24 protein-coding genes are annotated in these 22,011 nt (G+C 35.0%); 12 read left to right on the forward strand and 12 right to left on the reverse strand.

The features are described 5' to 3' along the window. Window positions 1-3 precede the first annotated feature (3 nt). Entirely contained in the window at window positions 4-1,056 is a 1,053-nt protein-coding gene (locus AC6F34_RS00340) for an LLM class flavin-dependent oxidoreductase (protein ID WP_500767812.1), read from the forward strand. Between the two features lie 556 nt (window positions 1,057-1,612). Here AC6F34_RS00340 and AC6F34_RS00345 read toward each other — a convergent pair. The 3 genes from AC6F34_RS00345 to AC6F34_RS00355 all read right to left on the reverse strand — a co-directional run bounded on the left by AC6F34_RS00345 (window position 1,613) and on the right by AC6F34_RS00355 (window position 4,656). Next, window positions 1,613-2,836 (reverse strand): MFS transporter, encoded by a 1,224-nt coding sequence (locus AC6F34_RS00345; RefSeq protein ID WP_500767814.1) that lies wholly within the window; start codon window positions 2,834-2,836, stop codon window positions 1,613-1,615. 14 nt (window positions 2,837-2,850) lie between these two features. Then, window positions 2,851-3,894, reverse strand: a complete 1,044-nt coding sequence (locus AC6F34_RS00350) for an ArsR/SmtB family transcription factor (protein ID WP_500767816.1) — start codon at window positions 3,892-3,894, stop codon at window positions 2,851-2,853. A 555-nt stretch (window positions 3,895-4,449) separates the two neighbouring features. After that, the gene (locus AC6F34_RS00355; RefSeq protein WP_500767818.1) at window positions 4,450-4,656 is read right to left on the reverse strand and encodes a DUF5316 family protein; all 207 of its coding nucleotides are present in this window, start codon (window positions 4,654-4,656) and stop codon (window positions 4,450-4,452) included. Between the two features lie 162 nt (window positions 4,657-4,818). Here AC6F34_RS00355 and AC6F34_RS00360 point away from each other — a divergent pair, with 162 nt between their 5' ends. After that, window positions 4,819-5,268 carry a GNAT family N-acetyltransferase gene (locus AC6F34_RS00360; protein WP_500767820.1) on the forward strand — a complete coding sequence of 150 codons (450 nt, stop codon included), beginning with the start codon at window positions 4,819-4,821 and terminating at the stop codon, window positions 5,266-5,268. 296 nt (window positions 5,269-5,564) lie between these two features. On the opposite strand, the gene AC6F34_RS00365 is transcribed toward AC6F34_RS00360, so the two are convergent. The 5 genes from AC6F34_RS00365 to AC6F34_RS00385 are packed head-to-tail and all read right to left on the reverse strand — an operon-like array spanning window position 5,565 to window position 8,555. Then, window positions 5,565-6,005: an OsmC family protein gene (locus AC6F34_RS00365; protein ID WP_500767822.1), complete on the reverse strand. Its 441-nt coding sequence runs from the start codon at window positions 6,003-6,005 to the stop codon at window positions 5,565-5,567. Between the two features lie 2 nt (window positions 6,006-6,007). Then, the gene (locus AC6F34_RS00370) at window positions 6,008-7,177 is read right to left on the reverse strand and encodes a vitamin-B12 independent methionine synthase (RefSeq protein ID WP_500767824.1); all 1,170 of its coding nucleotides are present in this window, start codon (window positions 7,175-7,177) and stop codon (window positions 6,008-6,010) included. Between the two features lie 22 nt (window positions 7,178-7,199). After that, a complete protein-coding gene (locus AC6F34_RS00375; protein WP_500767826.1) occupies window positions 7,200-7,913 on the reverse strand; it encodes a sulfurtransferase TusA family protein in 714 nt (237 codons plus the stop codon). A gap of 19 nt (window positions 7,914-7,932) precedes the next feature. Continuing rightward, on the reverse strand, window positions 7,933-8,295 hold the full coding sequence (locus tag AC6F34_RS00380; protein WP_500767828.1) for a DsrE family protein: 363 nt from the start codon (window positions 8,293-8,295) through the stop codon (window positions 7,933-7,935). A 14-nt stretch (window positions 8,296-8,309) separates the two neighbouring features. Further along, on the reverse strand, window positions 8,310-8,555 hold the full coding sequence (locus AC6F34_RS00385; protein ID WP_500767830.1) for a sulfurtransferase TusA family protein: 246 nt from the start codon (window positions 8,553-8,555) through the stop codon (window positions 8,310-8,312). 319 nt (window positions 8,556-8,874) lie between these two features. Here AC6F34_RS00385 and AC6F34_RS00390 point away from each other — a divergent pair, with 319 nt between their 5' ends. Next, window positions 8,875-9,384: a GNAT family N-acetyltransferase gene (locus AC6F34_RS00390; RefSeq protein WP_500770068.1), complete on the forward strand. Its 510-nt coding sequence runs from the start codon at window positions 8,875-8,877 to the stop codon at window positions 9,382-9,384. Between the two features lie 93 nt (window positions 9,385-9,477). Here the strand turns inward: AC6F34_RS00390 and AC6F34_RS00395 are convergent, their stop codons facing one another. Further along, a complete protein-coding gene (locus AC6F34_RS00395; protein ID WP_500767832.1) occupies window positions 9,478-10,227 on the reverse strand; it encodes a phosphotransferase family protein in 750 nt (249 codons plus the stop codon). Between the two features lie 223 nt (window positions 10,228-10,450). On the opposite strand from AC6F34_RS00395, the gene AC6F34_RS00400 reads away from it, so the two are divergent. From AC6F34_RS00400 to AC6F34_RS00420, 5 genes are all read left to right on the forward strand, one after another. Further along, on the forward strand, window positions 10,451-10,981 hold the full coding sequence (locus AC6F34_RS00400) for a GNAT family N-acetyltransferase (protein WP_500767834.1): 531 nt from the start codon (window positions 10,451-10,453) through the stop codon (window positions 10,979-10,981). 5 nt (window positions 10,982-10,986) lie between these two features. Then, the gene (locus AC6F34_RS00405) at window positions 10,987-11,478 is read left to right on the forward strand and encodes a GNAT family N-acetyltransferase (protein WP_500767836.1); all 492 of its coding nucleotides are present in this window, start codon (window positions 10,987-10,989) and stop codon (window positions 11,476-11,478) included. Window positions 11,479-11,515: 37 nt separating this feature from the next. Beyond that, the gene (locus tag AC6F34_RS00410) at window positions 11,516-13,282 is read left to right on the forward strand and encodes an ABC transporter ATP-binding protein (protein WP_500767838.1); all 1,767 of its coding nucleotides are present in this window, start codon (window positions 11,516-11,518) and stop codon (window positions 13,280-13,282) included. Further along, a complete protein-coding gene (locus tag AC6F34_RS00415; RefSeq protein ID WP_500767840.1) occupies window positions 13,279-15,003 on the forward strand; it encodes an ABC transporter ATP-binding protein in 1,725 nt (574 codons plus the stop codon). Before AC6F34_RS00410 ends, AC6F34_RS00415 begins: the two co-directional genes overlap by 4 nt. Before the next feature lie 104 nt (window positions 15,004-15,107). Beyond that, entirely contained in the window at window positions 15,108-15,365 is a 258-nt protein-coding gene (locus tag AC6F34_RS00420; protein WP_500767842.1) for a Type 1 glutamine amidotransferase-like domain-containing protein, read from the forward strand. Here the strand turns inward: AC6F34_RS00420 and AC6F34_RS00425 are convergent. Together AC6F34_RS00425 and AC6F34_RS00430 are read right to left on the reverse strand one after the other, a co-directional pair. After that, window positions 15,357-15,836: an SRPBCC family protein gene (locus AC6F34_RS00425; protein WP_500767844.1), complete on the reverse strand. Its 480-nt coding sequence runs from the start codon at window positions 15,834-15,836 to the stop codon at window positions 15,357-15,359. The two genes, AC6F34_RS00420 and AC6F34_RS00425, sit on opposite strands and share 9 nt — an antisense overlap. Before the next feature lie 50 nt (window positions 15,837-15,886). Continuing rightward, a complete protein-coding gene (locus AC6F34_RS00430; protein WP_500767846.1) occupies window positions 15,887-16,084 on the reverse strand; it encodes a hypothetical protein in 198 nt (65 codons plus the stop codon). A gap of 96 nt (window positions 16,085-16,180) precedes the next feature. On the opposite strand from AC6F34_RS00430, the gene AC6F34_RS00435 reads away from it, so the two are divergent. Together AC6F34_RS00435 and AC6F34_RS00440 are read left to right on the forward strand one after the other, a co-directional pair. Next, complete coding sequence (locus AC6F34_RS00435) at window positions 16,181-17,455, forward strand: S41 family peptidase (RefSeq protein ID WP_500767848.1); 1,275 nt, start codon at window positions 16,181-16,183, stop codon at window positions 17,453-17,455. Between the two features lie 114 nt (window positions 17,456-17,569). Continuing rightward, window positions 17,570-17,980, forward strand: coding sequence for a hypothetical protein (locus AC6F34_RS00440; RefSeq protein WP_500767850.1), 411 nt, complete (start codon window positions 17,570-17,572; stop codon window positions 17,978-17,980). 170 nt (window positions 17,981-18,150) lie between these two features. Here AC6F34_RS00440 and AC6F34_RS00445 read toward each other — a convergent pair whose 3' ends face one another. Then, the gene (locus AC6F34_RS00445; RefSeq protein ID WP_500767852.1) at window positions 18,151-19,383 is read right to left on the reverse strand and encodes an MFS transporter; all 1,233 of its coding nucleotides are present in this window, start codon (window positions 19,381-19,383) and stop codon (window positions 18,151-18,153) included. 118 nt (window positions 19,384-19,501) lie between these two features. On the opposite strand from AC6F34_RS00445, the gene AC6F34_RS00450 reads away from it, so the two are divergent. Then, entirely contained in the window at window positions 19,502-21,274 is a 1,773-nt protein-coding gene (locus AC6F34_RS00450; RefSeq protein WP_500767854.1) for an ABC transporter substrate-binding protein, read from the forward strand. A gap of 102 nt (window positions 21,275-21,376) precedes the next feature. Continuing rightward, window positions 21,377-21,940, forward strand: coding sequence for a hypothetical protein (locus AC6F34_RS00455; protein ID WP_500767856.1), 564 nt, complete (start codon window positions 21,377-21,379; stop codon window positions 21,938-21,940). The last annotated feature ends 71 nt before the right edge of the window (window positions 21,941-22,011 follow it).

Below are 22,011 nucleotides of genomic sequence, written 5' to 3' on the forward strand. Positions count from 1 at the left end.
ATAATGGAAATAGGTATTAGTACATTTGTAGAAACGACACCAGATCCACATACAGGAAAGGTTTTTACCCATGCAGAGAGAATTCAACAAGTTGTAGAAGAAATCGTGCTTGCAGATAAGCTTGGATTAGATGTCTTTGGAGTAGGAGAGCATCACCGAGAGGATTATGCAGCATCAGCACCAGCTGTCATTTTAGCTGCAGCAGCTGCACGAACGAATAACATTCGTTTAACAAGCGCCGTTACAGTCTTATCATCTGCTGATCCAGTTCGTGTCTTCCAAGATTTCGCAACGGTGGATGCAATCTCTCATGGAAGAGCAGAAATCATGGCAGGACGAGGGTCATTTATCGAATCTTTCCCATTATTCGGTTATGATCTGAAAGATTACGATGCATTGTTTGAAGAGAAACTAGAGCTACTATTAAAAATTAGGGATAATGAAATAGTCGAATGGAAGGGTGGGCATCGCCCAGCAATTCAGCATAAAGGCGTTTATCCTCGACCTGTACAGGATCCATTACCTGTATGGATCGGCAGCGGTGGCAATCAAGAATCTGTTGTAAGAGCAGGTTTACTTGGATTACCTATTGTATTGGCAATTATCGGAGGAAGTCCGCTTCACTTCAAACCACTTGTAGAGCTTTACTATAAAGCAGCAGCACATGCTGGCCACGACCAAGAAAAACTGCAAGTTGCATCCCATTCACACGGCTTTATTGGAGAAACGACGGAACTAGCAGTTGAAAAGTTTTATCCATCAATGGCTCAAGCAATGAATAAACTTGGCAAAGAAAGAGGTTGGGCACCGTATACGAAGGATTCGTTTGACACAGCACGTTCCTTACACGGTGCATTATACGTAGGAGACGTTCAAACCGTTGCCGAAAAAATCATCTTCTTACGCAAAAACATAGGCATCACTCGCTTCATGCTACACGTTCCAGTCGGTTCCATGCCACATGAAGACGTCATGAACGCCATTCGCCTACTTGGAAAAGAAGTCGCACCTATTGTAAAAACAGAAATTAAAAAGTGGGAAGAAGAGCAAGGGTGATCAATAAAAAGAACATCAGCATAGATATGTTGATGTTTTTTTGATGTACATAGCGAACTTGTGAATTTATCTAGCAAGAATTTGAATTTATCTAGCAAGAATTTGAATTTATCTAGCAAGAATCAGAATTTATCTAGCAAGAATCAAATGATCTAGTGAGAATCTATTTATATCTAGCAAGAATTTGAATTTATCTAGCAAGAATTAGAATTTATCTGGCAAGAATCAAATGATCTAGTGAGAATCTATTTATATCTAGCAAGAATTTGAATTTATCTAGCAAGAATCAGAATTTATCTGGCAAGAATCAGAATTTATCTAGCAAGAATCAGAATTTATCTAGCAAGAATCAGATTTTATCTAGCAAGAATCTATTTATATCTAGCAAGAATTTGAATTTATCTAGCAAGAATCCAATTTTTATCAGCAAGCAACTTATTATCTAGCAAAAAAGTGAATATACCTAGCAAATTTACAATTATATCGCCAACCTCATGAGGTAAAGTTGTAGCAGCAAACCCATATTGTCGTTCTTATGTAATAGAATTCCACCAGTTTATGATACCATTTTTTCTTGACTGTTTTTTTCATCTATAAAATTAAAGTATGGTAAACAAATACCTACTAGTGACACGATGCAAATTATGAAACCAACTAAAAAATACAGTGGCCTAACACCAAGCAATTCACTTAATCCACCACCTATTAGTACTCCCAAGGGCATGGTACATCTGATAATAAGCAAACGAACTGAAAATACTTTTCCCATTAGGTGATTTGGTATCGTTTTTTGACAAATCGTTGTATTATGTACACTAAATATAGCCATTGCTATTCCTCCTATGATCTCTGTTGTTATAGCTAGAGGGATGCTGTGGTTAAAGCAAAGTGCTAAAAACGTTGTTCCTCCTATGAAAAGGGATCCTAGCATAAGAAATCTACGACTTTTATACTTTATTTTTGTGACGAGTATTGCTCCGAGTATATATCCTATAGGAAAGCCTGCCATGAAATAACCATATTCTGCATATGTACCACCTAATTCTTCTGTAAGGTATGGTAGAGTTGTCACCATTGTTACGCCAACTCCAAATTGTACAAATGCTAGAAAGACACCTAACCACACAATAATCTTTTGAGTAAAGAAAAAAGATATTCCTTCCGAAAAGTCGGCAAACCATGTTTTTCTTACTTCAAGATTATTTCTATTTTCTTGTATAAAAAGCAATGTAAAACCGCTTATGATCATAAAAGAACTCACAAGTGCAAGAGTAACTTGAACACTACTATACTCAATTACTAGACCAGCTATTACTGGGGATAAAAAGGTCATTAATCTTGCTGTACCATCAATGTATGCATTTGCTGACTGTAAATGTTCTTTTTCTACAATAGTAGGAGTAATTGCATGGTTAGCAGGCACATAAAAAGGAGTGATTAGCCCTACAATGGACTGTACAGCATAAATGTGCCATACCTCTAGGTTTCCGAATGTTAATGCAGTTAAAGGAATTAAGAATATGACACCTCTAATCCATTGTGAGAGTACCATAATCCATTTTCTACTCCACCGGTCAATAAATGGGCCAATAAAAAGTTGAAGTATTAATGACGGTAAAAAATATAAAAGCCACATACTCCCAAGTGCAAGTGTAGAACCTGTAATCTGATAGATTAATATTGAATTACAGAAGGTTCCGAATGCACTACCAAGTTCTGAGATTCCATTTCCCGCCCACGTACTAACAAACGAACGATTTTTAAATAAGGATGAGTTCATAAACGTTCCTTTCATTACAGGTTTAAATACTGGTCTAATTCCTTAAAAAGTAATGTAATTACATTTTGTTTTAGAGAATATTTTGTTCCATCTATTACTACTAATTTAGCTGCACGTAATATTTTTAGATGATGATGGATCGTTGTTTTTCCCATATTTAATATTTCAGTTAATTCTTGTAAGGAACGGTCATTTTCTGATAACAACTTGATTATTTTCAGCCTTAATTCATCTCCTAATGCCTTATGCTTTTGCACCATGAAGTTATTTGGCATATATTTGTCATTTGGTGAGAGGCTGTCATTTGCAATAGGATAATAAAATACTTTCGTATCTTCTATATCTGCTTCAATATTCCAAGGTCGATATACATATTGAGGAATCAGTAAAACCTTATGAACACTTGGTTCAGGAAGATAGTTTATTCCACCAGTTGCCCACTGGACGAGTTCCTCAGAAGACATTTTTTCTTTCATTTTGGCTTTAGATTCATAGTCATTCTTTAAAATTTGATTCGTTAGCTTTAATTCAGGAGATAACACTGTTTCATACCATAATGTCATGACTTCAATTAAGTGAGATTTAAGTTCATCTGCGTCAATGTTGCTAATGAATTCAATGTACTCAGGAAAAAATGGATTATCCTTTGTTATACTTTTCAGTTCTAAGATTCCACTTTCTTCACCACTAGCGGCGCGTTCCCTTAAAGGCTGAAACTCCTCACCTATATAAGGCAAACAGTGGAACTTAAATTTCAAACTATGTAAAGACTTAACACTAGAACAGAATTCATTCAGGTTACTACTTTCACAGTGATGAAGCATTTGTAAGAGTGCTTTCCACGTATTATTCTTTTCTACGTAATTTAAATGCTGTATAAGATTATTAGAAAACGACTCTCTAAGTTTTTCCCAATATGATGTAGGTTTTTCTAAAGTATCAATCAATCGCGAATTTGTTACTGCTGCAATCCCAAGTGCACACTCCCATAAAGGTGAATAAGCCAACTGAACACTATAGGTTTCCCTTTTTCTACTCGTAACATTAAATACATCCATTTTGATCACCTCTAAAATACTATTGTTTGAATAAATTATAACAAATCAAATATCAAATTCAATAATTGTTGAATAAAATATTCAAATAATATTGAATATCATCTAATAGTAAAAAAGGTAATTGATTTATTAGCGAAATCAATTACCTCAAGAATCAACTTTAGTATTAATAAACGAATTGTTGTCTCCTGAATTTACAAGATGATAGTAGCCGATAAAGAAGGAATTATTCTAAGGAAGGATCATTAGCTTTCTGTAGAAGTAATTGTCCAAATACTAGGATTTGTCAATTGATCGTGTTAAGCCTACGACTTATCGTGATATGTATGAATTAGAGGAGGAAAGCAATTGAAAAACACATAAAATTCTTCTAAAAGATTTGTTCAATGCCTAATTTTGAACTATAGAAGTGAAGTCAAATGGAAAATACGTTCAATAAGATCATACAGATGATAAATTGAAGCATATTTAAAGAAGTGTTCCTCTTTACTATTACTGTATTTCTAGTACTAGCATTATTTTCATATTTCAAAAGAGATGGTTTTAAAATGGATATTATAAATAATACAGCAATCCACCAATCGCTAAAGATAAAATTCCAATAACTCCAGTAATCATCGCAATCTTTGTTCTAAAATTCTTATGGTCTTCAGTTTCTGAATGTGAATGTGGTCTTTGCTCTGAAGTATTTGTCCATGCACCTATAAAAATACCAGAAATGAGAACGCTAACAACTCCTACTGTAAGAAAAAATTGTAACATTCAGTCTCCTCCTTTCAATTCTATATTTACGAACATGATAAAAAGAGGTTTCATTTATTATTAGAAATAGGATGATTTCTAAATTACAATAGTTATGTAGGACTAGTATGAATAAAGACGAAACAGATATGTAGTCTAAATTAAATGAATAGGGGGGATAATATGGAGTTTAGGATTGCTAGTAAAGAAGATTTGTCGTCAATTGTTCGCTTGCTGGCTGATGACGAATTAGGTTCTCAGCGTGAAAGGTATGAGGATCCGTTACCGGAGGATTATTATCAAGCTTTTGCTGAAATAGAAGCTCAAGTAGGCAACCAAATTCTTGTAGCTATTGAAGATCATGCTGTGATTGGCTGTCTTCAATTAACGATCATACCAGGGTTAGCAAGACTAGGCATGAAACGCGCACAAATTGAAGGGGTCCGTATTGATGGAAACTATAGAGGAAAAGGCATAGGTGAAGCATTGTTTAAACAAGCAATCGAGATCGCAAAATCTGAGGGATGTGGACTTGTACAATTAACAACTGATAAGCAACGGAATGATGCGTTTCGTTTTTACGAACGATTAGGCTTTACAGCAACTCATGAAGGAATGAAACTGATTTTCTAAGATGTGATGGGCATAACTTATATTAATAACAAGAAAAAAAAGCATCAATCATTTTGATGCTTTGAGATTGTAGACAAAGTCGATTTCCGACTTTGTCTACATTTTTTTCGTAGTACTTTTTGATAATAAGAGAAACACTCAGAATGTCTTGAAAACGCTTGTCAGACTAGGCGTGCGGTCGAATAAAGACCCGAATAGAACGAACGGGGACGAGTGAGACAAACAACGACGCATGCGAGCGTTTGTCAACAGTCTGAAAGCATCAATCATTTTGATGCTTTTTCTACATATTAGCCTTATGCTTTTGTCCACACGTTACTAATTGGGATTCCTGCGTCTTTAACCGTTCTAAATAATGGACAGCGTAAGTCAACAGCTTGTACCATTTCATCAATACGTTCTTGCGGTTCAGTCGTTTCGATTGTTGCCTTAACTGTGACCTCTTGGAATTTTGGATCTACTTGCAAATCGCCCATTAGACCACTAATGTCGATATTTCCTTCAGCTTCAAAGCGAATGTTTTGTAAGTCAAAGTTCATTTCCTTGGCGATTATTTGAGCCATGACATTTTCACAAGCCAGAAGGGAAGCTAAGAAAGTAGATAATGGATCTGCAGCGGTATCCATCCCACCCATGGATTCTGGTTCATCTACAATGATACGATGTTTCCCTGAGTTAGCATCTAAAAGCATACCCGACGCTTTACCTTCTACGTTTACTGTCATTACTTGTGGCATAATTATTCCTCCAATTTACGGTTTCTTAATAAGTTAGCAGCAGTTACCATTGTGGTTAGCTTTTCTTTCGCAATTTCATGACTGTTCATTGGCCGTTGAGCAAATGTACCAAAACCACAATCTGGATTTAAGAAGATTTTATGATCATCTATACTTTTGCGGACGCCATCGACTCTACTGTTTATTTCTTTAGCAGACTCAATAGTTTCAGTTCTTGGATTGATTACGCCGAAACCAAGCTCTTTATCACCAATAAACTCCTTAATAACATCAATTTCACCAGCACGAGGAGTAGAGTATTCAAGTACGAGTTGATCAACATTCACGTTCCTTAAATAAGGAACAAGAGGATCATATGGACCGCGTAATAAGACGCTTTCTTCAGTGCTCCAATTACCACGGCAAACATGTACACCAATCTTCGTTCCTCGTCCAGTCATTCCTTCTACCACTTGATTCATTAGATCCAAGGCGAAGGCAATTTCTTCATCTGCATCAGCCTTTGCAGTAAGAGCACCACACATGAATGTACGATTTGCATTTTTCTGTGTAAAAACCACTTCAGTCAGCACAGGCTCGTCAAATTGAACAAAATCAACACCAGCAACAATTAGACTATCTAGTTCTTCCTGTAGCACTTTTATAATGTCAACTGCTAAGTCTTCTTTAGTAGGGTAGGAGTTTTTTGACAATCCTTCAACCCACATTGAGCGTGTTAACAAATAAGGACCTGGCAGTGTCATCTTAATTGCTTTTGACGTATGTTTCTTTAGAAACAAATAATCGTCAAGCGCTAGTGATTTCTTTCGACTGATCTTTCCAGTTGCAGCTGGGTTTGTCATCGAATATGCGGGAACATCCAAAGTGCCGAGAATCTCCTCAAAGCTAGCTTTATCCTCGACATAATCGAGTAATTCGGAAACCGAAAGCATACGTACGTTATTCAAATGCTCTGCAACAAAGGAGATGTAATTATCCCGTCGTTGTTCACCATCAGAGACATAATGAAGTCCTGCTTCTTCTTGTGCTTTTAAAATATGCAAAATTGACTCATCTGCAATTCTATGAAATTGATCCTCAGTTATTCGCCCAGCTTTTTTATCGCGCATTGCTTTTTGTACTTCTTTTGTTCTTGGCCAACTGCCAATCATACTCGTTAAAAATGTGTTCATTATTATCGCATCCTTCACATCATTAAAAAACGATTGAAAACTTAATTTTGATGTTTACCGTGTCCTTTAACGTTTGATAGATCGGTGAACGCTTTAATGTGTCATCCCAAACCTCGTTGAGAGCGGTTTCATCATTTGGTGATGAAACGTAAAAAGTTCCTATCATTTGATCAATTTTCGGACTTCCGGAGTCCTCCATCTCCATATGATAGAGAATATTATCAGGACGACCTTTTATCGTAAACTCTAGATGGTCAAGCACGATGTTTCTTTTTGAAGCAATCGTTTTGAAACCGACTGTTAAGCAGCTTGCTAATGAAGCTAGTAGATAATCAATTGCACTTGGAGCATCGACCTTTTGACTGAAATCAGCAGGTTTTCCTACAAGAAATGTATGATTGCGGGAATGAACCTTTGCTGATAATTGGTTGCTGTTTTGAACACGAACACTCCACTGGTAGCCTTTTGCTGCATTAAGGTCTTGTGTCAAATCGATGATCGATTCACCTTTACAAATGAAATAGCGAACCGTATCAATTCCTTGTTCAGATCCAAGGTATTCGTGATGAACCATTCTGCACCAAGCCGGCAGATCATCTGCAACTGTCCTTTCACGACTTCGGACTTCTAAAATTTCTCCAGATGCAAGTGGATCCATCGCTTTTTTTATAATAAGGAGGAGACCCGAGCCGCAATCAAGATCCCCACCATCACAGACAGCATGAGGATTAACCAATTTCTACACCTTCTATCTCTTAATATGTGATTGATGCAGCACCAAGGCTCAAGTATTCTACTAATTTTGCTCCTCCAACGATCGTAGCCCCTTCAATCAAGTCATCTTCTTCAAGACCACGTTTTTTGTAGCATGGGCTACATACCCACAGGATTCCACCAGCTTCAACGAACTGATCCATTAATTGCTTTAACGGAGCGAACCCTTCTTCATTTATGTCCTCTGCATACCCTTTAGCAGCTAAGTAAGCGCCTTCAACATTTAAAAACACGACAGTTTCTTGTCCAGAAGCTACAGCTGCATTTGCTACAACAAATCCTACCGTCGCTTTATCTCCATTGTTATTCCCATTTGTAATACTAACTAAAAACTTCCCAGACATAATGATTCCTCCAATTATTCGTTATTTTTTTGAATGTAATACGTAGTAATCTTACCTTCATCCTCGCGTTTTACAAGGATGTGCTTTTGCAATCTACACCAAGCAGGTATGTCTTCTCTTGCACCAGGATCATAGGAAATGACTTTTATGATTTGACCGTTTTCCATTTTTTTAACCTTAAGAAATAAGTTCATGATCAATTCACCGCATCCTGTTGGCCCCGCATCATAGGTGATATCAGGTATAAGTTTTGGTGTCACGTAAAGCCCTCCTTTCATTGAAGAAAGCAGGTTCAGAATCTTTTCTCTATTCCTGCTCACTTTCATTATAAAAAAATAGAAAACTAGGATAAATTCAAATAATCGATCATAAGAATCGAAAAGGATCGTTTTAGTCAATAGGTGAATGGTGTTAGTTAAGATCTACAGTTAACCGTGTCCTTCTAGCTGATGAAGAATAATGCCCTTAGTTTAAGGGTGAAGAACAAATAGAAAACGTGGAGTTGATATTCGGAAATTTTTTTTCATAGGAAGACATAACATGTAAAGGACAATTATTGACAGTGATCATTACATTTCTATATTAGTACCAAGGGACGCAGAGGAATTATATGAGCTAATTGATGGAAGTCGTGAGAATATCGGAGAATGGCTTTCCTTTCCTATGAGAACAAACAGGGTTGAAGACTCGAGAATATTTATTGAGAAGTCTTTAAAAAGATTTTCAGAAAAAAACGGATTTTGGGCTGGTATTTGGCATAAAGGTAAAATTGCAGGTTCGATAGGTTTTTTGTTTATAGATTGGAATGCCAGAAAAACTGAAATAGGCTACTGGCTAGGGAATGAATTCGTGGGGAAGGGATTGGTAACATTAGCTTGTAAACAACTCATTGACCATGCCTTTACCGATTTTGACTTGAGAAAAGTAGAAATCAATGTAGCAACAAGAAACTTTAAGAGCAAAGCAATCCCTGAAAGATTAGGCTTCAAGCAAGAAGGGGTTATCCGCAACTATGAATGCTTAAATGGGGAGTATCATGACAGAGTCATTTACGGAATGCTAAAGGAAGAGTGGGAAGCAACTAAATAAGCTAAACAGATTAAAAACACCATCAACATGTTCAAGCGTTTTGTTCTCTGTTTACTTGTTTATGTATGTCTATTAAAGTGTTTATCTAATACGTCATATCGATAAGTTAATAATGTTTATTAGTCTATCTTTATCTTCACTAGGTACATTTTCTGATAACCTGGCTCCAGCAATAATAGGTGCCCATTGAAGAATATCATCACATAATAGGCCAGATTTTTCACAATATATGCGTAAGTATAACTTAGCTAATTCTAATGATACTTGTGAAATCAACAAATAAGTTCGATAAACATCAGCACGAATATCCCCCGCACTTGAATCGACCCAATCAATTATGGTTACTCTATCATTATTTAAAATTAGATTAAATGGGTGTAAATCTCCGTGACATAATCTGGGTTCATACTTTATAGAACCCAAGCGTGTTAATAATGCTTCTCTTTGAATTTCATTGATATTGTTAATTGAATTAATTTGCCTACTTAATTTATCTATCATTGGTTCAAGTATTTTATCTTCAATAACAACTTTATGAATTTTGATTTGCGTATCTACACAAATATTCATGTAATGCTCAGCAGAATCCAGATTATTCATTAAAAGCTCCCCAATTACTTCTCCTTTTATTAATTGCATTAATATTGCCCATTTCCCATTGACTTTGGTAATCTCAAAAACTTTTGGGACATTTAGGCCGCAAGAGTATGCGAACTCCTGTTTTTTCGATTCATAAATAGCTTCAGTCTCAGGTAAATGTTCCTTAAATACTTTTAAAATTTTATTCTCATAGCAATAGATTTCTGCTGTATTACCAATAGCAATCGGCTTTTCTAATTTCATTTTTCTCACCCTGTTATAAAGTTATATTCTTAGTAAAAATATTCGTTTATAAATTGTCATTTCCTTCTTTCGTATTAATTAGAATATAAAATTTCAGAATATTTTCTTTAATTACGTTCCACTTTTGATAATAAATGGTAAACTATGATGTAATCAATTATTGAATTTACAAATCGTAATGTTATAAAAATAAAATTTGCGAGCTATTTAAGGAGGAAATAAAATGTTTCCGATTATTGAAACAGACCGACTACATTTAAGAGAAATGACGATAGATGATCAAGAGGCGATTTTTTCTATTTTTTCGAAAGAGAATGTGACAAGATTTTATGGACATGAACCTTTTGAAAATCGCGAAGAAGCAATGCAGCGCATTCAATTGTTTCAGCAAGGCTGGATTGAAAATCGTGCAATTCGGTGGGGAATTGAGTTAAAAGAAACGAATGAACTAATAGGAACAATTGGCATTCATGCATGGTCGAAGCCGAATAAACGTGCAGAGGTGGGCTATGATGTTCATCCAGATCATTGGGGGAAGGGCTACGCTACTGAAGCTTTAAAAGAGATCATTGAATATAGCTTTCAAGAGTTACACATAAACCGGCTCGGGGCTGTTGTATACGTAGAAAATGAGTCATCAAGCAAACTATTAAAAAAATTCGGTTTCAGAAAGGAAGGTATTTTGGAGAGCTATATGGTACAAGCAGGAAAAGCATATGACACATATATATATTCTTTGATTAAAAGTAGGTGAATTTATTGCTAGAAACAAAAAGATGTAAGATTACTAGCTTCAAAGAATCTGATATAACAGATGTTATATCTGTTTTTTTAGATCCAACTGTTCGAACATTTTTAGGAGGCCCAAGAAGTGAAGAAGGGTTGGCTCAGGAATTAATGACTGCCATTGGATCTGAGAGTCAATCATGTTACTGGGTAGTACGAAATAAGCAAAACAATGAATTTATCGGATTTGTTTCACTAGAACCTTATCATGATGCTACAAATACTGAAATATCGTATCAATTATTGCCAATTTGGTGGGGGAATGGTTATGCGACAGAAATAATCCCAGTTATTTTAGAAGATGCATTTGAACGACTCCAGCTACAAGTCATTAAAGCCGAGACTCAAACTGCTAACATTGCTTCATGTAAGCTTTTGGAAAAAATCGGCATGAAACTTGAGGAAACACTCCATCGCTTTGGAGCAGAACAAGCTGTGTATTACATAAAGAAGGGGAATTTGTAAAATATTATGATGTTGATTTACATAAAGGAGTGAAATTTTGCAAGAGAATAAGGAGAAAGCAGATGCTCTATTTAAAATCTATTTATGGGCGTTATCTTTTTTTAAGCCATACAAAGGTAAGACCTTACTGTTAATACTCTTTGGTTTATTAATCTCAATAAGTGAACTGATGGTTCCAAAAATATTTGAATATTTGATTGACAATATTCTACCTAACAGGAATTGGGGATTATTTGTTATTGTGATCCTTGTCTTCTTCATCTTATTAACGATCCAATTAATTTCAACTGCTACAAGAGAGTATATTCAACGATACGTTCAGGAAAACATTGCGAAGGATATCCAATGGAGCCTTATTAAGAAACTTAGAATACTAGGGATAGACTTTACTGAGAAACAGCCAGTTGGCCGAACATTGTCACTATTAAATACTGAAGTAGCTGCTTTGCAAAATTTATATCGGTACTATTTTCCTGAAATGATTCAAACAACGATTTTTGTCGTGTTTGCTTTTGGCTTCATGATTCAGATCAATATCCCTCTAACCATTTGCATCATTCCTTGTTTTGCTCTCTATTATTTAGCAGGTCCTAAATTAGAAAAAAGGGCATCAGAGCTAGCTAAGAATTTATCTGATAGCAATGTTAAGTTAGGACAGCACTTTTATGAAACCGTTTCTTCAATAAAAGAATTGAGAGCATACAATGGTTTTAGATGGAACACTACAAGAGTATTAGAAGAAGTAAAGGAAAACGTAAATTTATATTCAAAAAGGTATTTATTCGCCTATTTACGAGGTGCAATGAGAAGATTTACTTACTATATAGGTGCGATCGTTCTTTTTATTTATGGAAGTTATTTAATTGTACAGGGCGAGATCTCCCCAGGTGAATTTGTCGCATTCATTTTGTTATATTTCGCGACTATGTTTAAGCTCACGTCGATTATTACGATGCTGACTGAACAAAAACTATTAATGTATCAAGCGAAGAAAATCCATCATTTTTATTCATTAACACCATTGGTTAAGGATAGGGAGGACACTGTTTCTATTGAAGATATTCAGGGCGATCTTCATATTAAAGATGTTTCTTTCTCCTATCATTCAAAAGGAGAAATGTTACTAAATCAAATTAATTTACATATTAAACCCGGTGAAAAAGTAGCTTTAGTAGGGGAGTCGGGGTGTGGAAAGTCGACACTAGCAAAGCTAGTTGGACGGATTTATGATCCAAACAATGGGGCAATTTATTTAGACCATGTAGATATTAGGGATTTAAGTATTCATACACTAAGAGGTTCCATAGGCTTTGTCTTTCAACAAGTATATTTGTTTGGTACATCGATAAGAGAAAATATTTTGTTTGTTCATCCCAATGCTTCAGAAGAAGAGATGATTGGAGCAGCTAAGGCAGCGCATATACACGATTTTATCATTAGTCTTCCAAATGGTTACGATTCTTTAGTAGGTGAAAAAGGAGCAAATCTATCTGGTGGACAAAGACAGCGAATTGGTTTAGCAAGGTTATTCCTAATGAATTCGGCCATTGTGATCTTAGATGAGCCAACATCTGCTTTAGATAATCTTACAGAAAAAGCCGTACAAGTTTCTCTAGAAAAATTTCTAGAAGAAAAAACGGTTATTACTATAGCCCATCGGTTAAGTACAATTCGTGATTATGATAAAATCGTTGTAATGGAGAAAGGGAAGATCTTCGAAAGTGGAAACCACGCTGAATTAATCACAAAAAAGGGTCTTTATAAACAGATGATTGCTAACACGGAAGAGGCGAATGCTTTATGACAAACATAAAGTGGATATGGTCATTTATTAAAGATCAGAAGCTGTTGTATTTTGTATGCATCCTTTTATTATTGGTGGAAAGTGCTGCTGAGATTTATAGTATTCAAATGCAAAAATACATCATTGATGAGGTCATTATTGCCGGTGAATATGAAAAATTATGGATCTACATTCCTTTAATTGCGTTATTTTATTTAACTTTTACATCATTGTTTATCGCTAATCCCTATATCCAAAGCAAGATTCACGGGAGGGTAAAACTTCAGCTGCAAGAAAAAGCTCTAACGTATTTTTATAAAATCCCATTTCATAAACTCCAGCAAGAACGTGATGCTAAATATGTTCACTACTTTACAAATGAAATTCCGATCGTGGCAAGAGTAATCGGTGAAGATATTGCCGATATTATTAAATATGCATTTAATACACTATTAATCTGTGGATTAATTATCTTTTCGGCACCATTTATTTTGATTGTTATCATTACTTTAAGCATATTGTACATCTTTATGGGTAACAAATTTAATCGAAAGCAAAAGGATGCATGGAAGAACATTCAGAAAGAAAAATCTGAATTTTTAACTACGTTGGAAGAGGGCGTTACTTCTACAAGAGATGTTATTGCAACAAACAGCCAAGATTGGGAAGAAAAAAGGTTTAATAAAAAATACAAAAACTACTTTCAAAGTTTAATGCAAGAAGGAAAGTTGAAAATCAAACAAGTGTATTCAATGGAATCTCTTACAATGGGTGCTCAATTATTTGTACTCACATATGGCGGATATTTAGTCATAAACGAAAGCATATCCACAGGGATACTAGTAGTCGTTTTTCAATTAACGTCTACTTTAATTCAATCTTTTATTAAGCTATATAACTTGTTGTTTACTTTCTCTGGAAAACTAGCCTCTGTTGAGAACATAAAGGATTGGATAGAGGAACCTGTCAGCAAGAAGGAGTATCTTTCTCTAAAAGAAAACTCGATTACTGAATTAACTTTAAACAATATAACTTTTAAACATGATCAAGACGACATCTTAAAGAACCTATCAATTGATATCCCGATCGGAAAAAAAGTGGCGATCGTTGGGCCAAGTGGAAGCGGTAAATCTACAATCGCATCACTATTAACAAGATTTAGTACTCCTCAAAAAGGTTCTATTTTCGTATACGGTATGAATTTGGAGGATATATCATTAGAGGAGTGGAGAAAACGAGTAAGTGTTGTTTTTCAAGATAGTTATTTCTTTCCCGGTTCAATAAAGGATAACTTATTGCTCGGCTATCAAATGAATGATGCTCACCTATTAAAAATCTGTGAATCTATGCAAATAAAAGAATTGGTTGAAAAATTGCCTAATCAGCTTGAAAGTGTGATTGGTGAGCGTGGTGTCACGATATCCGGTGGACAAAAACAACGATTATCTCTAGTAAGGGCTATACTGAGGAGCCCGGATGTATTGATTTTAGATGAATCTACTTCTGCCTTAGATGTTCAAACTGAAAGGAAAATTCAAGCTGAAATAGATGAAATGAGAAAAGGGAAAACAACCATTATTATTGCACATAGACTGTCTACAATTAGAAATGCCGATGTCATATTTGTATTAAAAGATGGAGAGATAAGTGAGATTGGGTCACATTCAGAGTTATTAACAAACGGATCAACTTACGCAGATTTAGTTAAAAAAGAATTAGAGTACGTTCAAAAAGAAGCATAGAGAAAACTTTTAAGAGGTGTCCTTTGGGGATTATCGTTGCTATTGGAGGGGGAGAGATCGGCTTAAAGGAAACATTCCCAATCGATAAATAAATAGTAAGGTGTGTGAATAAGGAAACCCCACGCATGTTATTTATTCCTACTGCATGCGGAGATAGTAATGGATATATTAAAACAATTAAACATATTTTTGGGGAAGAGTTAAATTGCATCGTTGATACACTGTTGTTCGTTCATGAAAGACCAACTGATGATGTTATACGAAGGAAAATTGCCAGTGCAGATATTATTCATTTTGGTGGGATAAAGTCCAAAGAAATCGCAAAAGCCTATGCTTTTACCCATGGGTTAAATTCACTTTGATAATAGTTCGTATATAGATCTATCTTTTTCGGCAATTCTCTTAAGCTCTTTTGCACGAGAGCTTATAAAATTTGTCATATATGTTTCCAAAAATAATGTATCAGCAATCTTGCCAAGAGGTCCAAACGGTGCCTTATACTGGAATGTATCGATCATTAGTGTTCCTTCGATCTTTTCTATAAATTGATGAGTGTGAGTAAAAGAATGAAAAGCTCCTTTTATCATAATATCAATGAACATAATAGGCTTTTTCATATGAGTAACTTTTGCAGTTAGTCTTTGTTTGATACCAAAGTGGGTAGCTTCCCAAGTAACCGTATCACCAAGTTCTAACAATCCAGTACTCACCCCGCCAACAACCTTTTCTTTCGTTTTAGCAGTCGTTTCAGTATGGATCTCTACATTTCGTGCAAGATCAAAACATAATTCAATGGGTGCTTGGATCAGCTCCATATGTTTAATAATGGGCATTTGATTGCTCCTCTCTGATCAGTCAGTGCAGATGAGGTTAAATGATCGATTCATTCGTTTTCCTTTTTATCTTTATGCAACTGAAATTGATATCGAGCATTGATATAAAACATAATACCAATTAAGAACAAAATTAATATCAGCCAAGCAAAAATAGCGGAGTACTCATCTTTAAAGATATAAACACTCGTTAACGTTGTAAAAGCCATCAAAATCATAATCACATACATGCCATGTATATACTTCATATTTTTACCTCCTATTGTTAAATCGTAACATGATGCTCCTTTTTATGTAAATTTTTATTCGGTTATTTATTATAAAAAATCAAGGGTAGGGTTAAAATGGAAAAAGCTATTCGATATATGCTCGTTTTAATTTCATGTATATCTTTAGTTAGTTGCTCAATTATGAACGAAAGAAAGATGGATGCAAAATCAATTAATGAAGATTTAAATTACTTATTTGAAAAATTAGAAGAACTTCACCCTGCATTCCATGAAAAAGAACATGTACTTAACGAAGTTAGACTAAACTATGAAAATAGCATTGATAAAAAAGACTCAATCAATTCATTTAGAATGGGTCTTATGAAAATATTAGCTACTATTAAAGACTCACATTCAGTTGTGTTGCTTGACGAAGAGTTTAGTAGATTACCAATCCAACTCAAATATATAGATGGTGGCGTATATATAATAGAAAGTCATGCTAATAAAGCCCAAAAAGGAGATAAAATCATCAAAATTGAAAATAGAGATATAAATGAAATTATAAGCGATTTAGAGCCCTATCTATCATTTGACAATGACATTTGGTTTAACCTACAAGTCACCAATTTCTTGACTCTAGAGTATATTTTACACTCATTTGGATTAATGAAGAATGATAAAGTATTACTAACGGTCGAAAGAGATGATAAGGTTTTAGACTATTACATAGATTTTGTCGAACAAAATAAAATCAATCAAGAAAAAAATGATGATTATTTTTGGAACATCTTGAATGTAGAAGATAAGCAAATTGGATACTTTAAAATAATCAATTCTGTTTTTGACGATGAATTTGAAAAAACGCTTGAAGCGTTTTTCTTGCAACTAAATAAAGACAATATAGATAAAATCCTACTTGACCTGAGGAACAATTCTGGTGGAGATTCGAGAGTAGCAAATGCGTTTATTAATAAGTTAAATGTAGATTCCTATTTTAATTATAGAGAAAGGAATTCAACATCAATAATTGAAGAAGATATTGTAGAAATACAGTTGAATAATGATAATGAAAACACTGGAAAAATATATACATTGGTTGGACCTAGTACGTTTAGTTCTGGAACAATGTTCGCAACTTTAGTAAGAGATAACAACCTAGGTATAACAATTGGATCTTCGTTAGGACAAAACCCAAATCACTTTGGAGATCTCACTTTAATTGTTTTACCGAACTCGATGCTTAATATTGTACTATCTACTAAAGAGTTTTTGAGACCAGCCCCAGAAGAATTGATCGAAAACAACTTGGAAATTGATGTTCCTATTTCATTAGAGTTAGAAGATTATCTGGAAGAAAAAGATGTTGAACTGGAAAAAGCGATATCTATTATACATGCTATTGATTAAAGCGCTGAATGTACGAAGGAATTTCAACTAAATACATTTGTCCCTCCTAATTAATATCTATGTAACTTCCAACTTGAGTTCTGTACTCGTATTCAGTGTGAGAGGAGAGTTAAAATGAAAAGAGTTTTATATTGTCTAACCATTTTTGTTTTAATTGTTCTAGTTGGCTGCTCAAAAGACGAATTTGAGGAGCTTGATTTGGAGGAACTTAGTAGAGTCGATGTTCAATTCATTTCAAATGACAAGAAGAAAATGAGTATTACTGAGGAAGAAAAACTTGAATCGTTGACAAACATCATGCTGAATATTGAGTGGGAAGAAAATGTAAAGGTTGAAATGGCTCGAAAAGAAGATGTGATAGTGACTTTATTCTATACAGTTAAGCAGAATAGCCCAGAAAGTTTGAAGAAATACTATATATGGTTTGATAAAGAAGTGACGGTTATTGATAGGGAAAGAAATGCGCGGGGGAAAATTACAAACAAAGACGGTGAAGCGCTGAAAAAGCTTTTGTTGGAAGAATAAAAGAGCAGGCAAAACCTGCTCGTAGTCTGTTGCTAAACTGAAACGCTCGCGTCAGGCGTTTTTTGTCAGAGTAGTTCTAACCACTATTTCATTTCACTAAACATCTAGTCTAACATTCTAGGTGTTTTTCCATGTAGATGTTCATGTGTTTCATTCGGTATTCTCAAAATCTATATTACCTTTTTATAAAATTCAGTACGGAATAAGGTTAAAAAGATAATGGTTGTAATGATGATTGTGAACAAGAATAATACTCTTATTTCGAAATTCTCAGCCCATATTCCTGCGAATAATAAACCTGCTGGTAGTGCAAGTTTCATGAGCATTGATGATGTGCCAGCGACACGACCGAGTAAGTGATTCGGCGTGTATTCTTGACGGATTGCAAAATATAAGACGTTAGAGATTGTGATCGCAAATGTACGGGTTGCAAGTGAAATCGCAATAATCACCCATGAGTCAGCGAATAATAACAGCAAATAACCTAGTGCATCACCGATCACAGTATATGTATAAAGTTTGCCACGAGCAAATGTTTTCGTTAATCTCTTTACTACTAGCGCGCCGATTAAGCCTCCAACTGCACTAAAGCTTAGCATAAAACCAATCTGTTTCTCAGTAGAGCCTAGATGGTCAACAGCAAAGAATATTAATACACCTAACACCATACTTGAGGCGAAGTTTTGAAAGATTGTTGCAATAGTAGGTGTAAGCAATGGCTTGTTTTTAAATAATTCATCAATGCCCTCCTTCATATCTTTTATGAAAGATTGTTTTTTTCGCTCGTTCGCAGTCTGAACTGGCTTTGGTAAAAAGACAATTGCAATTAAAGCAATTGTAATGCAAATAAATTGGATCGCCATTGTAGAGGCAAATGTACCAGCTGCTAGAATAATACCTGCTGTACCTGGACCAATCATTCGGATAAATGTATCAGTAAAGCTCATTTTTGCATTTGCTTCAGTTAGTTGTTCACGGTTCACTAATTGTGGCATCGTTGAATGGCTTGCATTTCCATTAAAATAGCCAGCGCTTGAAAAGAAAAAACCGAGTAAAAACAAGCTCCATAGCTCCATATTTTGCAAAAGCAATAATAGGATAATCAATGTAATCGCGATCCACTGAATACTTAAATTCACGAGCATTACTTTCTTACGATTTAAACGGTCAACAATGACCCCAGCTACCATACCAAGTAATACGTTTGGTAAAAATTCCATCACGCGCATCCCACTCATTGCAAGCGCACTTTGGCTCATATCATAGATTAAGAGCGGAATAACAACGGTGTATACTTGTAAACCAACAGATGCTGCGATCGAGCTAATCCAAAGTACGAGAAAGCCACGATTTTTCCATAACGAAGGTGATTCTTTACGAACTTCTAATTGATAATTCTCCATTTTTTCTCCCCCTAGCCATTATTCACTAAATATGATACAAAGGAAAAGGAGGAACAAAAAGACTCAAAATTCTGTATTCATTTCGTTCACCCTTTTAAGAAGAAAGGAGGAAAAGGGGATGAAGCTAGAGGATCATTATTTCACCCTTTATAAGCATTTCAGCTCAAAAGACCATCTATTTATTTATGAGATCGCGAATGTATTAGGTTGCAGTGAAAGGCATGCGAAAACGATCATCAAACATTTAATAGAAAAGAAATGGATTGGCTGGAGGGCTAGTACAGGTAGAAGCAATCCTTCTGAAATTGTCTTTTACTATAACGAACAAACACTAAAGGAAGAAAAAATTAAGCAATTGATTCAAAGTGGGAATATTGCGATGGCTCTAAAAGAAATGGAGGAAACAGAGCTAGAAGAATCTTTTATAAAAACATTGCAAAGTCAATTCCTTTGGAAGCCAGAGCATGTAAATGAAACGAAGCTGGATGTTTTAAGCTATCCATATTATTTTCCAGTTAATACTTTTAATCCGCATAAAGCATTAACAAGACATGAAGGTCATATTATTTCTCATGTATACAATCGCTTATTGTCGTTTGATTATGACTTGGCTGACTATAAGTTCGAACTGATCCATCGCTATGAAAAAATTGATAATGGAAGGAAGTGGCGCTTTTATTTAAGAAAAGGCATTACTTTTCATGACGGTACACAATTAACAGCTAAAACGATTCAGGTTAATGTGGAGATGTGGCGAGCGATCAGTCATAACAAGTGGAAGACGATGTTACTACAACTTATTTCTGAAATTTCAATTGATTCACGCTATATATTGACGTTTCATTTGCATGAGCCAAACCATCTATTTCTACATTTGTTTACTGATTCAAGAGCAATGATCATGCCAATTCATACGAAAGAAATGGCAGACTATGATTTTGATAGGCGACCAATAGGTACTGGCCCGTATCGTGTTGCAGAGCATAAGCAAAACTATTTGCGACTCGAAGCATTTGATCAGTATCATCAATTGCGTCCACAAATGGATCAAATCGAATTGTATAGGCTTCCAAAAGGTGAGCTGCCAAGCAGAGACGGGATTCATTATCATCTAAAGAATGAGAAAACGGTAGAATCAAAAACGTATGACTTCCCACAGCACGATCGTGGAGGAACATTTATTGTTGTCAATCGTCAAAAGGAAGGACCTCATAATCATCCAGATTTTCCTAAATATTTATCATATGCGATTAACCGTTATCAGCTCTTTTCTGAGCACCCTCATTATAAGATATGGCAACCAGATGGGTTCTTTATTCGAGACGGGACTCCATTGCGTCAGAATGCAGATGAACAATTAGCAAGAGATTGGTTTAGTGAGAATGGATTTGATGGATATGAGCTAACATTAACTTCAACCTGTCTACGTCATAATGCGCACCTAGGATATGAAATCCAATTATTAAAACAACATCTTGCTAGATTCGGTTTAATCGTACATACAGAAATAGTCGATTATGATAAATTAACAAAGCCAGAAGTCTTGAATAAAACAGAGCTTGTGATTGCAGGGTGCTCAATTGCAGGAGATATCCTTGCTTCAGTCATTCAGGTGTTTTGTGGGAAGCAAAACTTCATTTACGAAACAATGCCGATAGAAGCTCGTCATCATACCGACTTAATGGTAGAAAGAATTTTGTCGAGTAGCTCTACTCAACAAGCATACGAGCGTTTACGAGAGCTTGAAATTTACATTCTCAATGAATACCATGTGATCTATTTATATGAAAGACAAACGACTGTTTCAATTGAAGCGGATGTGAAAATTAAAGGAATTGAAATAAACAGTTATGATCGGATTAAATACGATAAGCTTTGGTATACCATTTAGAAATATTTATGTCGTTTTCTAATAGAGAAAGAAAATTTTTATTATTAGTAAAATTATGATAAAATGAACAGGTCTTATTGTTGGAACTGGGGGATTTTACTGATGAGAAAACTAGGTATTGCACTATTCGTTTTGTTGATCATTTTGACTGCTTGTTCTTCAAAGAATGAAGATACATCAGCCATTTCTGTATCAAAAGGATTAAAGAATGTAGAGATGGTTCTTCCTTTTGAAATGTTAGAAGGTCAGGATGTTGATGCTGTTATAGCTGAAGCAAAAGCATCAGGCATTACAGATATTAAGCAAAATGATGATGGTTCACTTACATACAATATGTCTCGTGTAAAACATAACGAATTGCTTCAGGAAATTGAAGTTGAAATAAGAAATACTGCGAAGCTTTTAGTTGATAACGAAAATTACATCTCTGTACAAGATATTGAAATTAGTGATAACCTCAAAGAGATTGATGTAAAAGTAATTAAGATTGGCTATGAAAAAAGTACAGATCGTTCAACTATTTACAATTTAGGGATACTTAGTCTTTACTATCAATTATACGACGGTGTTAAGTCCGATGACTACGAAGCTACGATTACAGTCATTGATGTTGAAACTGGTGAAACGATTGATGTAATGACATTTCCGAGTGCCTATTTCTATTAAAGTGAAGCCTTCCTTAGGGAGGTTTCTCTTATACATTAGAATTTTTATAGAGATACTTGTAGGAGGGGATG

It is taken from the genome of Niallia sp. CD-39 (genome assembly GCF_059874745.1).

Excerpts from the sequence above, each read along its gene's own strand:
- AC6F34_RS00340 (WP_500767812.1), top strand. The coding sequence starts at position 4 with ATGGAAATAGGTATTAGTACATTTGTAGAAACGACACCAGATCCACAT.
- AC6F34_RS00345 (WP_500767814.1), bottom strand. The coding sequence starts at position 2,836 with ATGAACTCATCCTTATTTAAAAATCGTTCGTTTGTTAGTACGTGGGCG.
- AC6F34_RS00350 (WP_500767816.1), bottom strand. The coding sequence starts at position 3,894 with ATGGATGTATTTAATGTTACGAGTAGAAAAAGGGAAACCTATAGTGTT.
- AC6F34_RS00355 (WP_500767818.1), bottom strand. The coding sequence starts at position 4,656 with ATGTTACAATTTTTTCTTACAGTAGGAGTTGTTAGCGTTCTCATTTCT.
- AC6F34_RS00360 (WP_500767820.1), top strand. The coding sequence starts at position 4,819 with ATGGAGTTTAGGATTGCTAGTAAAGAAGATTTGTCGTCAATTGTTCGC.
- AC6F34_RS00365 (WP_500767822.1), bottom strand. The coding sequence starts at position 6,005 with ATGCCACAAGTAATGACAGTAAACGTAGAAGGTAAAGCGTCGGGTATG.
- AC6F34_RS00370 (WP_500767824.1), bottom strand. The coding sequence starts at position 7,177 with ATGAACACATTTTTAACGAGTATGATTGGCAGTTGGCCAAGAACAAAA.
- AC6F34_RS00380 (WP_500767828.1), bottom strand. The coding sequence starts at position 8,295 with ATGTCTGGGAAGTTTTTAGTTAGTATTACAAATGGGAATAACAATGGA.
- AC6F34_RS00395 (WP_500767832.1), bottom strand. The coding sequence starts at position 10,227 with ATGAAATTAGAAAAGCCGATTGCTATTGGTAATACAGCAGAAATCTAT.
- AC6F34_RS00400 (WP_500767834.1), top strand. The coding sequence starts at position 10,451 with ATGTTTCCGATTATTGAAACAGACCGACTACATTTAAGAGAAATGACG.
- AC6F34_RS00415 (WP_500767840.1), top strand. The coding sequence starts at position 13,279 with ATGACAAACATAAAGTGGATATGGTCATTTATTAAAGATCAGAAGCTG.
- AC6F34_RS00425 (WP_500767844.1), bottom strand. The coding sequence starts at position 15,836 with ATGCCCATTATTAAACATATGGAGCTGATCCAAGCACCCATTGAATTA.
- AC6F34_RS00430 (WP_500767846.1), bottom strand. The coding sequence starts at position 16,084 with ATGAAGTATATACATGGCATGTATGTGATTATGATTTTGATGGCTTTT.
- AC6F34_RS00435 (WP_500767848.1), top strand. The coding sequence starts at position 16,181 with ATGGAAAAAGCTATTCGATATATGCTCGTTTTAATTTCATGTATATCT.
- AC6F34_RS00440 (WP_500767850.1), top strand. The coding sequence starts at position 17,570 with ATGAAAAGAGTTTTATATTGTCTAACCATTTTTGTTTTAATTGTTCTA.
- AC6F34_RS00445 (WP_500767852.1), bottom strand. The coding sequence starts at position 19,383 with ATGGAGAATTATCAATTAGAAGTTCGTAAAGAATCACCTTCGTTATGG.
- AC6F34_RS00450 (WP_500767854.1), top strand. The coding sequence starts at position 19,502 with ATGAAGCTAGAGGATCATTATTTCACCCTTTATAAGCATTTCAGCTCA.
- AC6F34_RS00455 (WP_500767856.1), top strand. The coding sequence starts at position 21,377 with ATGAGAAAACTAGGTATTGCACTATTCGTTTTGTTGATCATTTTGACT.